Source organism: Streptomyces adelaidensis (genome assembly GCF_016598475.1).
Taxonomy (GTDB): Bacteria; Actinomycetota; Actinomycetes; order Streptomycetales; family Streptomycetaceae; genus Streptomyces; species Streptomyces adelaidensis.
Map to the genome: position 1 here is coordinate 52,700 of NZ_JAEMUX010000023.1, position 14,370 is coordinate 67,069.

General features: G+C 69.1%; 12 protein-coding genes. 11 read left to right on the forward strand and 1 reads right to left on the reverse strand.

Annotation, left to right across the window (positions count from 1 at the left end; translation table 11 throughout):
• Positions 1-250 precede the first annotated feature (250 nt).
• From I8N67_RS15920 to I8N67_RS15940, 5 genes are all read left to right on the forward strand, one after another.
• Positions 251-826, forward strand: coding sequence for a sigma-70 family RNA polymerase sigma factor (locus I8N67_RS15920; protein ID WP_013003188.1), 576 nt, complete (start codon positions 251-253; stop codon positions 824-826).
• A 29-nt stretch (positions 827-855) separates the two neighbouring features.
• Positions 856-1,650 (forward strand): anti-sigma factor family protein, encoded by a 795-nt coding sequence (locus tag I8N67_RS15925; RefSeq protein ID WP_200303757.1) that lies wholly within the window; start codon positions 856-858, stop codon positions 1,648-1,650.
• 150 nt (positions 1,651-1,800) lie between these two features.
• Entirely contained in the window at positions 1,801-4,098 is a 2,298-nt protein-coding gene (locus I8N67_RS15930) for a HelD family protein (RefSeq protein ID WP_200303758.1), read from the forward strand.
• Positions 4,099-4,429: 331 nt separating this feature from the next.
• The gene (locus tag I8N67_RS15935) at positions 4,430-5,842 is read left to right on the forward strand and encodes an NAD-dependent malic enzyme (RefSeq protein WP_200303759.1); all 1,413 of its coding nucleotides are present in this window, start codon (positions 4,430-4,432) and stop codon (positions 5,840-5,842) included.
• A 310-nt stretch (positions 5,843-6,152) separates the two neighbouring features.
• Positions 6,153-6,434: an HU family DNA-binding protein gene (locus I8N67_RS15940; protein WP_004000874.1), complete on the forward strand. Its 282-nt coding sequence runs from the start codon at positions 6,153-6,155 to the stop codon at positions 6,432-6,434.
• A 141-nt stretch (positions 6,435-6,575) separates the two neighbouring features.
• On the opposite strand, the gene murA is transcribed toward I8N67_RS15940, so the two are convergent.
• Entirely contained in the window at positions 6,576-7,922 is a 1,347-nt protein-coding gene (gene murA / locus I8N67_RS15945; RefSeq protein ID WP_200303760.1) for a UDP-N-acetylglucosamine 1-carboxyvinyltransferase, read from the reverse strand.
• A gap of 366 nt (positions 7,923-8,288) precedes the next feature.
• Here murA and I8N67_RS15950 point away from each other — a divergent pair, with 366 nt between their 5' ends.
• From I8N67_RS15950 to I8N67_RS15975, 6 genes are all read left to right on the forward strand, one after another.
• The gene (locus I8N67_RS15950; RefSeq protein ID WP_200303761.1) at positions 8,289-8,861 is read left to right on the forward strand and encodes a YqgE/AlgH family protein; all 573 of its coding nucleotides are present in this window, start codon (positions 8,289-8,291) and stop codon (positions 8,859-8,861) included.
• A 29-nt stretch (positions 8,862-8,890) separates the two neighbouring features.
• The gene (locus I8N67_RS15955) at positions 8,891-9,178 is read left to right on the forward strand and encodes a DUF3039 domain-containing protein (protein WP_200303762.1); all 288 of its coding nucleotides are present in this window, start codon (positions 8,891-8,893) and stop codon (positions 9,176-9,178) included.
• A 351-nt stretch (positions 9,179-9,529) separates the two neighbouring features.
• Positions 9,530-10,831, forward strand: a complete 1,302-nt coding sequence (locus I8N67_RS15960; protein ID WP_200303763.1) for an extracellular solute-binding protein — start codon at positions 9,530-9,532, stop codon at positions 10,829-10,831.
• 104 nt (positions 10,832-10,935) lie between these two features.
• Entirely contained in the window at positions 10,936-11,865 is a 930-nt protein-coding gene (locus tag I8N67_RS15965; protein ID WP_234045769.1) for a carbohydrate ABC transporter permease, read from the forward strand.
• Entirely contained in the window at positions 11,862-12,704 is an 843-nt protein-coding gene (locus tag I8N67_RS15970) for a carbohydrate ABC transporter permease (protein ID WP_200303765.1), read from the forward strand. The genes I8N67_RS15965 and I8N67_RS15970 overlap by 4 nt, the downstream gene beginning before the upstream one ends.
• Position 12,705: 1 nt before the next feature.
• Positions 12,706-14,343 (forward strand): beta-N-acetylhexosaminidase, encoded by a 1,638-nt coding sequence (locus I8N67_RS15975; protein ID WP_200303766.1) that lies wholly within the window; start codon positions 12,706-12,708, stop codon positions 14,341-14,343.
• Positions 14,344-14,370 lie beyond the last annotated feature (27 nt).

Consider the following 14,370-nt stretch of genomic DNA (forward strand, 5'->3'; position numbering starts at 1 on the left):
TTGGCCAAGCGCCCGCCACCTGTAAAGAAGCAGCAGTGCTGTTTTTCACATCACAACTCAGGCGTCTTCACAATTCCCGTCCATGCGTGCCGGTTTAACGGCGGATATGGCTGCACTTGTCCCCCAGCAGCCCCACCCGCACCCAGTTGAATCGAGAAAGTTGTGTCTCAACTCTGAACACACAACTGATTACCTACGTATCCCGATGTGAGCGACCGACTGGGGGAACCCCCGGACACCGGAGGTAGCCGTGCGCAAGGATTCCGCTGTGGCCGATGAACGCCCGCACAGGGCACGACATCGCGCATCACAGCCCTCAGAGCCAGACGAGGAGCTGATGCGCGCGCTGTATCGCGAGCACGCTGGACCCTTGCTCGCGTACGTGCTGCGTCTGGTCGCGGGCGACCGCCAACGCGCTGAGGACGTTGTGCAGGAAACTCTCATCCGGGCCTGGAAGAACGCCGGTCAGCTCAATCGAGCGACCGGATCGGTACGCCCCTGGCTGGTGACGGTCGCGCGCCGCATCGTCATCGACGGCCACCGCAGCCGGCAGGCCCGGCCGCAGGAGGTCGACCCGTCGCCGCTGGAGGTCATCCCCGCGGAGGACGAGATCGACAAGGCGTTGTGGCTGATGACACTGTCGGACGCGCTGGACGACCTGACCCCTGCTCACAGGGAGGTCCTGGTCGAGACCTATTTCAAAGGGCGTACGGTCAATGAGGCGGCCGAGACGCTTGGCATCCCCAGTGGCACCGTCCGCTCCCGGGTGTTCTACGCCCTGCGGTCGATGAAGCTGGCTCTAGAGGAGCGCGGGGTGACGGCATGAGCAACATCTACGGGGGGTATGGACCGGGAATGCCCGGATCTGTGCAAGGAGTCGAAGGTTCCGGAGACAACATCCATGAGACCGTCGGCGCGTACGCCCTCGGGATACTGGACGACGCCGAAGCCACTCAGTTCGAGATGCATCTCGCCACCTGCGAGTGGTGCGGCCAGCAGCTCGACGAGTTGGCCGGGATGGAACCGATGCTGGCCGCGCTCGCGGACCTGCCCGCCGCCCAGGGCACACCCGCGATCGGCGAGTCCCTGGCCACGAAACCGACCACAGGACTCTCCGACCGGCTGGTCGGCGAGGTCGTCCAGCACCGTGCGAAGAAGAGCCGACGGAACTTCTTCATGCTGGCGGCCGGCATCGCCATGATCGTCGGCGGCCCGACCGCGGTCTTCGCGACGGCGGGCGGCGGTGACGACACCGGGCAGACGGGCAACACGCTCTCCGTCAGCCCGGCCAAGGACTCCTTCATGCACATGAAGGCCAAGGACAAGGTCTCCTCCACCGACGCGTCCACCGAGGTCACCGCCACCGTAGGCATGGAATCCAAGGACTGGGGCACGCACGCGGTCCTGGAGCTGAAGAACGTCAAGGGCCCGGAGAAGTGCTCGCTGATCGCCGTCGGCAAGAACGGCGAGCGCGAGACCGTCACCTCCTGGTCCGTCCCGAGCTGGGGCTACGGCATCAAGAACGCCAAGACCGAGCAGGCCAAGAACCCGCTCTACGTCCACGGCGGCGCCGCCTTCACCCCGGACGAGATCGACCACTTCGAGGTACTGACCTTCTCCGGCAAGAAGCTCGTACAGGTCGACGCGTAAGCGCGGATCCCTTCCCGCGCCCCGGCACGGGGCGCGGGAAACCGCGCGCCCGGCCACATTCGGGGCGCGCCTCGCAGGCCCGGCTGTTCCCCCGGAGGGCCACCGTCGCGTACGGTGGACGGCTGCCCAGCACGTCAGAAGGGGGCCCGGGTGGCCGCTCAGGTTCAGCAGGAAACGCTCGACTCCGCTCACGACTCGGTACGTGAGAAGGAGATCGGCGTCGAACAGGAACATCTGGACCGGGTGTACCGGCGTCTTGAGGAGAAGATCCACGAGGCGGAGTTCCTCATGAACGACGCCGCCAAGCGCGGTCAGGTCGGCACTCCCGGTGCGCTCGCCGAGCGGGACGCCCAGGTTTTCCGCGCGGGCATCCATCTGAACCGTCTCAACAACGAGTTCGAGGACTTCCTGTTCGGCCGCATCGATCTGCTGCTGGGGAAGGACGGCAAGAAGGGCCCCGACGGCGCGTACACCGCCATCGAGGCGGCCGAGGGCGCCGTCCGCCCCGACAGCACCGCCGACATCGCCGAGACCCTGCACATCGGGCGTATCGGTGTCCTCGACTCCGAGTACGCGCCGCTGGTCATCGACTGGCGCGCCCCGGCGGCGGCCCCGTTCTACCGCTCGACCCCGGTCGACCCGGGCCGGGTCGTACGCCGCCGGGTCATCCGCTCCAAGGGCCGCAAGGTGCTCGGCGTCGAGGACGACCTCATGCGCCCCGAGCTGAAGGCCTCCCTCGACGGCGGCGAACTGGCCGTCATCGGCGACGGCGCCCTCATGGCCGCCCTCGGCCAGGCCCGCAGCCACACCATGCGCGACATCGTCGCCTCCATCCAGGCCGAGCAGGACCTGGTCATCCGCGCCCCCGCCGCCTCGGTGACGTATGTCGAGGGCGGCCCCGGCACCGGCAAGACGGCCGTGGCCCTGCACCGGGCCGCGTACCTCCTCTACCAGGACCGGCGCCGGTACGCGGGCGGCATCCTGATCGTCTCCCCGACCCCGCTGCTGGTGGCGTACACCGAAGGCGTCCTGCCGTCCCTCGGCGAGGAGGGCCAGGTCGCCATCCGCGCGATCGGCTCGCTGGTCGACGGCGCCGAGGCCACGCTGTACGACTCCCCGTCCGTGGCCCGCGCCAAGGGCTCGTACCGCATGCTCAAGGTGCTGCGGAAGGCGGCACGGGGCGCGCTGGAGCGGAGCGACGCGCCCAACCGGCTCCGCGTCGTCGCCTTCGGGCGCCGCCTCGAACTGGAGGCCGCCGACCTGGACCGCATCCGCCACAACACGCTCGGCGGCACGGCCCCCGTCAACCTCCTGCGCCCCCGCGCCCGCAAACTGCTCCTGGACGCCCTCTGGGACCGCTCAGGGGCCAACGGTCGCCACAGCGACCCGGAACTCGCCGCCGAGCTGCGCTCCTCCTTCGACGAGGACATCACGAGCGAGGACGACTTCATCGCCTTCCTCGACGCCTGGTGGCCCGAGCTGACCCCGCGCGGGGTCCTCACCGCCATGGCCGACGAGCGCCGTCTCGGCCGCTGGGCCCGGCGCATCCTCAACCCGGGTGAGGTCCGCCGCGTCGCCCGCTCCCTGAAGCGGGACGGCCTCTCGGTCCACGACGTCGCCGTGCTCGACGAACTCCAGGCGGTACTCGGCCACCCGGCCCGCCCCCGGAAGAAACGCGACCTCGACCCGCTGGACCAGCTCACGGGCCTGGAGGAGCTCATGCCCGTACGCGAGGAGACCCAGCGCGAGCGGGCCGAGCGGCTGGCGCAGGAGCGGACCGAGTACGCGCACGTCATCGTCGACGAGGCGCAGGACCTGACCCCGATGCAGTGGCGGATGGTGGGCCGGCGTGGCCGGCACGCCACCTGGACGGTCGTCGGCGACCCGGCCCAGTCCTCCTGGTCCGACCCCGACGAGGCGGCCGAGGCCCGCGACGAGGCCCTCGGCTCCCGCCCCCGCCGCCGCTTCACCCTGACGGTCAACTACCGCAACCCGGCCGAGATCGCCGAACTGGCGGCGAAGGTGCTCGCGCTGGCCATGCCGGGCTCGCAGTCCCCGTCGGCGGTCCGTTCGACCGGCGTCCAGCCCCGCTTCGTCGCTGCCGTACGGGAGACCCAGGCCCGCACGGTCAGGGCGGAGGCCGCGCGCCTCCTGGACCAGGTCGACGGCACGGTCGGCGTCGTCGTCGCCATGAACCGCCGCGAGGAGGCGTCCCGCTGGCTGGCGGGCCTGGGCGACCGCGTCGTCGCCCTCGGCAGCCTGGAGGCGAAGGGGCTGGAGTACGACGCGACGGTGGTGGTCTCGCCGGCGGAGATCGCCGACGAGTCCCCTGCGGGGCTGCGCGTGCTGTACGTGGCCCTCACCAGGGCCACCCAGCAGCTGACCATCGTCTCGGCGGAGCGGGACGACCCGGACGCGGCGGGGGTCCCGGACCTGTTGCGCGACTGACACCCCACCCCGACCAGATCCCCGCAACGAACTCGCGGTACGGGAATGGCCTTACGGGATCTGTTTGTTAGCCTGGGCAGTGGCACCGGCTCGATCCAAGCCCCCGGGCCCAACCTTCGTCGCTCAGAGCGACCACTTGCCGCGAGGCGAGCATGGCGGGTCGGTGCCACTGAACGGAGAAGAGGTCCACGTCAATGTGACGTGGACCTCTTCGCGTGGAGAACAAAACGTTCGCAATCCCGTGCGGCTAACGCCTACCCGGCGGTAGGTGCGACGATCGGACCGCAAAACGCGGCAAACGCAGTAGCAGCGAAAGCAGAGGAAGTCGGCCATGGCAACGGCGCCCAGCGTCTCGTACTCGATGACGGTCCGGCTGGAGGTGCCCGCGAGCGGAACCGCGGTCTCCCAGCTCACCGGGGCCGTCGAGTCTCACGGAGGCTCGGTCACCGGCCTCGACGTGACCGCTTCCGGCCACGAGAAGCTCCGCATCGACGTCACCATCGCCGCGACCTCCACGGCGCACGCCGACGAGATCGTCGAGCAGTTGCGCGGCATCGAGGGCGTGACGCTCGGCAAGGTCTCCGACCGTACGTTCCTGATGCACCTCGGCGGCAAGATCGAGATGGCGTCCAAGCACCCCATCCGCAACCGTGACGACCTCTCGATGATCTACACGCCGGGCGTGGCCCGGGTCTGCATGGCGATCGCCGAGAACCCCGAGGACGCCCGCCGCCTCACCATCAAGCGCAATTCCGTTGCGGTCGTGACGGACGGCTCGGCCGTGCTGGGCCTCGGCAACATCGGCCCCATGGCCGCCCTGCCGGTCATGGAGGGCAAGGCCGCCCTCTTCAAGCGGTTCGCCGGCATCGACGCCTGGCCGATCTGCCTGGACACCCAGGACACCGACGCGATCGTCGAGATCGTCAAGGCGATCGCCCCCGGCTTCGCCGGCATCAACCTGGAGGACATCTCCGCGCCCCGCTGCTTCGAGATCGAGGCCCGGCTGCGTGAGGCCCTCGACATCCCCGTCTTCCACGACGACCAGCACGGCACGGCGATCGTCGTGCTCGCCGCCCTGACGAACGCACTTCGCGTGGCGAGCAAGGCGATCGGGGACATCCGCGTCGTCATGTCGGGCGCGGGCGCGGCCGGTACGGCCATCCTCAAGCTGCTCATCGCCGCCGGTGTGAAGAACGCCGTCGTGGCCGACATCCACGGTGTCGTGCACGCCGACCGCACGGACCTGGTCGACGCCGCCGCCGACTCGCCGCTGCGCTGGATCGCCGACAACACCAACCCCGAGGGCCTCACGGGCACGCTCAAGGAGGCCGTGCGCGGCGCCGACGTGTTCATCGGCGTCTCGGCCCCGAACGTCCTCGACGGCGACGACGTGGCCGCCATGGCGGATGACGCCATTGTGTTCGCGCTCGCGAACCCCGACCCCGAGGTCGACCCCGCTGTCGCCCGGCAGACGGCGGCCGTCGTGGCCACCGGCCGCTCCGACTTCCCGAACCAGATCAACAACGTGCTGGTCTTCCCGGGTGTCTTCCGCGGTCTCCTCGACGCCCAGTCCCGGACCGTCAACACGGACATGATGCTCGCTGCCGCGAAGGCCCTCGCGGCCGTCGTCACCGAGGACGAGCTGAACGCGAACTACATCATCCCGAGCGTCTTCAACGACAAGGTCGCGGGCGCGGTCGCCGGGGCGGTGCGCGAGGCCGCGAAGGCGGCGGTGTCGGCCTGAGCCGTGCTGTGACGGTTGCCACGGCCCCGCGTCGTCGGCGCGTCGCGGGGCCGGCGGGCTCACGCCGCCCTTTAGTGTGGCGGCCAAGCTCAGGCCTGCCTGGCCCTGCGGTCCGCTCCGCGAGCGGACGAAGCGCCGCCGTGGCGATGGTGGCGCTTTCCGTGTGACTCCCAAGGGTGTTCATGTGACTCCCAGGGGTTCCGGATTGGCTTTCCCGCCGCAGGTGAGTGCAGGATGCGTTTCTGGGCGCGAGGGTCTGACGACGGACCCGGGTCCGCCTCAACGGCAAGAAGAACACGGGAGTAACAACATGAACCGCAGTGAGCTGGTGGCCGCTCTGGCCGACCGTGCCGAGGTGACCCGTAAGGACGCCGACGCCGTGCTGGCCGCGTTCGCGGAGGTCGTCGGTGACATCGTTTCCAAGGGCGATGAGAAGGTCACCATCCCCGGCTTCCTGACCTTCGAGCGCACCCACCGTGCCGCTCGCACCGCGCGCAACCCGCAGACCGGCGACCCGATCCAGATCCCGGCCGGCTACAGCGTGAAGGTCTCCGCGGGCAGCAAGCTCAAGGAAGCGGCCAAGGGCAAGTAAGTGAGCTGGGCCCTCGTACGCCGGACGGCGTACGAGACCCGGTGAACGCCAGTGGGGCGGTCTCCCGGACAGGGAGACCGCCCCATAGGCGTATCCGGCGGCTGTCCGGCGGCCGTGTGTCTCCCCGGCCGCCGGGTCCGTCTAGCCGAGCGCCTTGCCCGGCAGCTCGACCTTGGCTCCCAGCTCCATGAGCTTCTCCATGAAGTTCTCGTAGCCGCGGTTGATGAGCTCGATGCCGTGGACCCGGGAGGTGCCCTGGGCGGCGAGAGCGGCGATCAGGTACGAGAAGCCGCCGCGGAGGTCGGGGATGACCAGGTCGGCGCCCTGGAGGCGGGTGGGCCCCGAGACGACGGCGGAGTGCAGGAAGTTGCGCTGGCCGAAGCGGCAGACGGAACCGCCGAGGCACTCGCGGTAGAGCTGGATGTGCGCGCCCATCTGGTTCAGCGCCGAGGTGAAGCCCAGCCGGGACTCGTAGACCGTCTCGTGGACGATCGAGAGGCCGGTGGCCTGCGTCAGGGCGACGACCAGGGGCTGCTGCCAGTCGGTCTGGAAGCCGGGGTGGACGTCCGTCTCCAGGGCGATCGACTTCAGCTGACCGCCGGGGTGCCAGAAGCGGATGCCCTCGTCGTCGATCTCGAAGGCGCCCCCCACCTTCCGGTAGGTGTTCAGGAACGTCATCATCGAACGCTGCTGGGCGCCGCGGATGTAGATGTCGCCCTCGGTCGCCAGCGCGGCGGACGCCCAGGAGGCGGCCTCCAGGCGGTCCGGGAGCGCCTTGTGGTTGTAGCCGCCGAGCGAGTCCACACCGGTGATGCGGATCGTGCGGTCGGTGTCCATCGCGATGATGGCGCCCATCTTCTGCAGGACGCAGATGAGGTCCTCGATCTCCGGCTCGATCGCCGCGTTCGAGAGCTCGGTGACGCCCTCCGCGAGGACGGCTGTGAGCAGCACCTGCTCCGTCGCGCCCACCGACGGGTACGGCAGCGCGATCTTGGTGCCGCGCAGCCTGCGCGGCGCCTCCAGGTACTGGCCGTCGTCCCGCTTCTCGATCTTCGCGCCGAACTGCCGCAGCACCTCGAAGTGGAAGTCGATCGGCCGGCCGCCGATGTCGCAGCCGCCGAGGCCGGGGATGAAGGCGTGGCCGAGGCGGTGCAGAAGTGGGCCGCAGAACAGGATCGGGATGCGGCTCGAACCCGCGTGGGCGTCGATGTCGGCGACGTTCGCGCTCTCCACGTTCGTCGGGTCCATCACCAGCTCGCCCGGCTCGTCACCCGGGCGGACCGTTACGCCATGCAGCTGCAGCAGCCCGCGCACGACCCGCACATCGCGGATGTCGGGGACGTTGCGCAGCCGGCTCGGACCGCTGCCGAGCAGCGCGGCGACCATGGCCTTGGGTACGAGGTTCTTCGCACCGCGGACACGGATCTCGCCACTGAGCGGGGTGCCGCCGTGTACAAGCAGTACGTCGTCAGAGCCGTTGACGGTCATGAATCTCGCGTTCCGTGGAGTTGGGCAGAGGGCTTTTCGGCGTGGGGGGCCGACCGGCCGACCCGTTGTGCGGAGGCCGGTGCGGCGTGGGCCGGAGAGCTAGCGTAATCGCCGCCTACCCCCCTTCCGTAAGCCCAAGTGCTTCTCAGTCACGTCATAGGTCTGCCACAACACGAACCGTTCACCGTCGGGCACATGGGGTCACCGTCGTGGGGTGTGCGCGGGGTCCGCACCTGTGCGCCACCCGTCTCCCACCACCACCCTGAAAGACGCCCTGCGGGCCGCCGGCCTGGATTCATGGCTGCGACGCGCATCGCTGCGGGCATTGGCTCCCCGAGCCGGGCAGGATGCGGGATCATGTCTGGCATGACCGAGGTGTCCTCGCTCACAGGGCGGCTGCTCGTGGCCACACCCGCCCTGGCGGACCCGAACTTCGACCGCGCGGTGGTGCTGCTCCTCGACCACGACGAGAAGGGCTCACTCGGGCTGGTCCTCAACCGCCCGACCCCGGTGGAGGTCGGCGACATCCTGGAGGGCTGGGCGGGACTCGCCGGCGAACCGGGCGTCGTCTTCCAAGGTGGCCCGGTGTCGCTGGACTCGGCGCTCGGTGTCGCGGTGATACCCGGCGGCGGCTCCGTGGACCGGGCGCCACTCGGTTGGCGGCGCGTCCACGGCGCGATCGGCCTCGTCGACCTGGAGGCCCCGCCGGAGCTGCTGGCCTCCGCGCTGGGGTCCCTCAGGATCTTCGCCGGGTACGCGGGGTGGGGGCCCGGCCAGTTGGAGGACGAATTGGTCGAGGGCGCCTGGTACGTCGTCGAGTCGGAACCCGGCGACGTCTCCTCCCCGTCCCCCGAACGGCTCTGGCGTGAGGTCCTGCGCCGCCAGCGCAACGACCTCGCGATGGTGGCGACGTACCCGGACGACCCTTCGCTCAACTGATGCCTGTGAGCTTCAGTACCCTTGCACTCATGAGCACTCTTGAGCCCGAGCGCGGTACTGGTACGGGGACCCTCGTCGAGCCGACGCCGCAGACGTCGCACGGCGACGGCGACCACGAGCGCTTCGCCCACTACGTCCAGAAGGACAAGATCATGGCGAGCGCCCTCGACGGCACGCCCGTCGTGGCGTTGTGCGGCAAGGTGTGGGTCCCGGGCCGCGACCCGAAGAAGTACCCCGTGTGCCCCATGTGCAAGGAGATCTTCGAGTCCCTCGCCGGCGGCGGCGATGAGGGCGGCAAGGGAGACGGCAAGAAGTAGCGGCCTGGCCGCGCCGCTTAGCAGTGCGCCTGAGAGCTCGGGAGTACCCCGGGCGTCGGCGGGTGCGGGTGAGTGGGGGCTTGTCGCGCAGTTCCTCGCGCCCCTGAAAGCAGGGGTGTGCCCCCAGGTCTTTCAGGGGCGCGGAGAACTGCGCGAGCAACCACATACCACCCGCACCCGTCGGCGCACGGGGTACTCCCGAGCTCTTCTGCGTGCCCGCAAGAGGTCACAAGGTGGTTGAGACCTCTTGTGGGCATGTTCATGTACTCCCTAACCTCCGGGTGTTGTAGAGAGCAAAACGCTCGTTGCAGAGAATGCAACGATCCGCTCCCCCCCCTCGGAGGATGCTCCATGAAGTTCGCCGCCAGACTCGCCGCGCCCGTAGCGGCCCTAGCCCTCGCGGGGCTGACCGCCTGTGCCCCGCAGACCTCCGACAACTCCTCCTCCGCGGAGGACGAGAAGACCGGCACGCTCCGGGTCTGGCTCTTCCAGGAGGTGAGCAGCGAACCGAAGGAGAAGGTCGTCGACAAGGTCGTCGCCGCCTTCGAGAAGGCGCACGACGGCGCGAAGGTGAAGGTCGAGTACATCCCCGTCGAGACCCGCGCCCAGCGCATCAAGGCCGCCTTCAACGACCCGAAGAGCGCCCCGGACGTCATCGAGTACGGCAACACGGACACGGCCGGCTATGTGAAGGACGGCGGACTCGCCGACGTCACCGCGGACTTCAACGCCTGGTCCGAGGCCAAGGACTCCGACCCCACCGCCAAGACGTCCGTGACGGTAGACGGCAAGATCTACGGGGCGCCCTTCTTCGTCGGCGTGCGCGCGCTGTACTACCGCACCGACGTCTTCGAGGAACTCGGCCTCGAAGTCCCCGAGTCCCTGGACGAACTGGCCGCCACCGCCAAGCAGATCCGCGCCGCCAAGCCCGACCTGTACGGGCTCGTCGTCGGCGGCGCCTACACCTACGGCGCGATGCCCTTCGTCTGGGCCAACGGCGGCGAGATAGCCGAGGGCAAGGGCGGCTCGTACGCCTCGACCATCGACAGCGCGGCCGCCCAGAAGGGCATCACGGCGTACACCTCGCTCTTCGGCGACGACAACTGCCCCGCCGCCAAGTGCGCGAGCATGGGCGGCAACGACACGGTCACCGCGTTCGCGGCCGGCAAGGCGGGCATGGCCATCGGTGGCGACTTCAGCCACTCGGCCGTGGAGGCCGGCAAGGTCAAGGGCAAGTACGCGGTCGTACCGCTGCCCGGCGTGAAGTCCGGTTCGGTCGCCCCGGCGTTCGCGGGCGGCAACAACATCGGCGTACTGAAGAGCACCACGCACCGCACCCTCGCCGTCGACCTGATGAAGCGGCTGGCCTCGAAGCAGACCCAGGGCGAACTCTTCGACGCGATGGGCTTCCTGCCGACGTACACCGACGTACGGGGCGAGGCGGCCAAGGAGGAGCCGTTCATCAAGCCCTTCGTGACGACGCTGACCTCCGGGACGAAGTTCGTGCCCGCCTCGCCGGCCTGGGCGCAGATCGACGCGTCGCTGGTGCTGCCGACGATGTTCCAGGAGGTCGTCAGCGGCAAGAAGGACGTGGCTGAGGCGTCGAAGGACGCGGCTGCGCAGATGAACGACGCGTTCAGCTCCGCGGGGTGAAGCGGGTGTCTGAGGGTGCCGTTTCCGTGAAGGTGGGGGGTGGGGGAGCGGCGCCCGAGGGGTCGGGGGGTGCGGAGCGTGGGCGGGTGCGGGGCCGTCGTGGCTTGTCGCGCAGTTCCCCGCGCCCCTATCGGGGTGGGGGTGCACGGCGTGCCCGAGGTGCCGCCGGCTGGACGCCCTGGGTCTGTCTCGCGCCCGCGCTTGTCGTGCTCGGGGGGCTGCTTGTCTATCCGATCTATCAGCTCGGTCTGATCTCGCTGCTGGAGTACACGCAGGCGCAGGTCAGTGGTGGGGAGCCGACGACCTTTCAGGGGTTCGCGAACTACGCGGAGCTGTTCGCGGATCCGGAGTTCTGGCGGGTCCTGCTGGCCACCGTGGTGTTCGCGGCGGCCTGTGTGGTCTCCACGCTCGCCGTCGGCTGCGCGCTGGCCGTGCTGCTGACACGTGTGCGTGCCCTGCCCCGGCTCGCCCTGATGCTGGCCGCGCTCGGCGCGTGGGCGACCCCCGCGATCACCGGCTCCACGGTGTGGCTGCTCCTCTTCGACCCCGACTTCGGGCCGGTCAACCGGATCCTCGGCCTGGGCGACCACTCCTGGACGTACGGCCGGTACAGCGCCTTCTTCCTCGTACTGCTCGAAGTGGTGTGGTGCTCCTTCCCGTTCGTGATGGTGACCGTCTACGCGGGCATCCGCTCCGTGCCGTCCGAGGTGCTCGAAGCCGCGGCGCTCGACGGTGCCTCGCAGTGGCGGATCTGGCGGTCGGTCCTCGCGCCGATGATCCGTCCGATCCTCGTCGTCGTCACCATTCAGTCGGTCATCTGGGACTTCAAGGTCTTCACCCAGATCTATGTGATGACCAACGGCGGCGGTATCGCCAGACAGAACCTCGTACTGAACGTGTACGCCTACCAGAAGGCCTTCGCCTCCGCGCAGTACAGCCTCGGCTCGGCGATCGGCGTGGTGATGCTGCTCATTCTGCTGGCCGTCACCCTCGTGTATTTGCGACTGCTGCGCAGGCAAGGGGAGGAGCTGTGAATTCGTTGGGTTTCCTACGTCGGCCCTGGCGGCTCGCCGCGGAGGCGTCCGCCCTGGTCATCGCGGTCGTGGTGGCGTTCCCCCTTTACTGGATGGTGCTGAGCGCCTTCAAACCGGCGGGGGAGATCGAGTCCAGCGAGCCCCGGCCCTGGACGCTCGCGCCGACCCTGGATTCCTTCCGCCGGGTCTTCGGGCAGCAGGAATTCGGCCGCTACTTTCTCAACAGCCTGGTCGTCGCGTGCGCGGTGGTGCTCGCCTCCGCGCTGATCGCGTTTCTCGCGGCGACGGCCGTGACCCGATTCCGCTTCCGTTTCCGGACCACCCTGCTGATCATGTTCCTGGTCGCGCAGATGGTGCCCGTGGAGGCGCTGACCATCCCCCTCTTCTTCCTGATGCGGGACTTCGGCCAACTCAACACGCTGGGTGCGCTGATCCTGCCGCACATCGCCTTCTCGCTGCCGTTCGCGATCTGGATGCTGCGCGGCTTTGTGAAGGCCGTACCGGAGGCACTGGAGGAGGCGGCCTGTCTCGACGGGGCGAGCCGTTCACGATTCCTGTGGCAGATCCTTTTCCCCCTCGTCTTCCCGGGTTTGGTGGCCACCAGCGTCTTCTCCTTCATCTCGGCCTGGAACGACTTCCTGTTCGCCAAGTCGTTCATCATCAGCGACACCTCCCAGTCGACCCTGCCGATGGCCCTCCTGGTGTTCTACAAGCCCGAAGAGCCGGACTGGGGCGGCGTGATGGCGGCGTCCACGGTGATGACCGTTCCGGTGCTGATCTTCTTCGTACTCGTACAGCGACGGCTGGTCTCCGGACTGGGCGGCGCGGTTAAGGACTGACGTGACAGGAACGGAACTGATTCCGGCGCCGCGGGACCTCCTCAGGAACGACGCCGGGTACATCAGCCTGCATGCGGAGACCGGGCTGGAGGCCGGGCCCGGTACGGAGGGCGTGGCGCGCTGGCTCCGCGCGACGCTCGGGGCCGCGACCGGCCTGCCCTTTCCCGAAGCACCCGGCGCCCGCGGCAGGATCGTGCTGGCCATCGACCCGATCCTGCCTCCGGAGGGGTACCGCCTCGTCGTCGACGAGTTTCCCGTGCTCATCCAGGGCGGCAGCGCGGCCGGCGTCTTCTACGGCGCGCAGACCCTGCGGCAGCTGCTCGATCCGGATGCCTTCCGGCGGGCTCCGGTGCGGCCGGGGCAGGACTGGGACCTGCCGCACATCACGATCGAGGACAGCCCCCGCTTCGCCTGGCGCGGCCTCATGCTCGACGTGGCGCGGCACTTCCTCCCCAAGGACCAGATCCTGCGTCACCTGGACCTGATGGCCGCGCACAAACTCAACGTCCTCCACTTCCACTTGACGGACGACCAGGGCTGGCGGATCGAGATCGAGCGGTACCCGAGGCTGACGGAGGTCGGCTCCTGGCGGGCGCGCACGAAATTCGGCCATCGCGCGTCACCCCTCTGGGAGGAGAAGCCGCACGGGGGTTACTACACGAAGGACGACATCCGCGAGATCGTCGCCTACGCGGCCGAGCGGCATATCAGCGTGGTCCCCGAGATCGACATCCCGGGACACAGCCAGGCAGCCATCGCCGCGTATCCGGAACTGGGCAACACCGACGTCATCGACACGACCTCCCTCACCGTCTGGGACACCTGGGGCATCAACAAGAACGTACTCGCCCCCACTGACAACACCCTGCGTTTCTTCGAGGGGGTCTTCGAGGAAGTCCTTGAGCTCTTTCCCTCGACCTTCGTGCACATCGGCGGCGACGAGTGCGCCAAGGACCAGTGGAAGGAGTCGGCCGGCGCGCAGGCGCGCATCCGGGAGCTGGGGCTCTCGGACGAGGACGAGTTGCAGTCGTGGTTCATCCGGCACTTCGGCAACTGGCTGACCGCGCGCGGGCGTCGCCTGATCGGATGGGACGAGATCCTGGAGGGCGGGACGACAGAAGTCGGCCTCGCGGCGGGGGCGGCCGTGTCGTCCTGGCGGGGCTATGCGGGCGGCATCACGGCGGCCCGCGCGGGCCACGACGTGGTCATGTGCCCGGAGCAGCAGGTGTATCTGGACCACCGTCAGGACGGCGGCCCCGACGAGCCGGTGCCGATCGGCTTCGTACGCACCCTGGAGGACGTTTTCCGGTTCGAGCCGGTTCCATCGGAGTTGACGCCCGACGAGGCACGGCACGTGCTGGGCACCCAGGCCAATGTGTGGACCGAGGTGATGGAGGATCCCGCGCGCGTCGACTACCAGACGTACCCGCGCCTGGCCGCCTTCGCCGAGGTGGCCTGGAGCTGGTTGCCCGCCCCCGCCGAGCGGGACTTCGCGGACTTCGAGCGCCGGATGACGGTCCATTACCGGCGACTTGACGCCCTTGGGGTCGGTTATCGGCCGCCTTCTGGACCACGTCCGTGGCAGCGCCGCCCCGGGGTGCTCGGACGTCCGATCGAGGGGGCGCCCCCGAACGTGTGAGGCGGCCCCGGTCCCGTACGGCCGCGG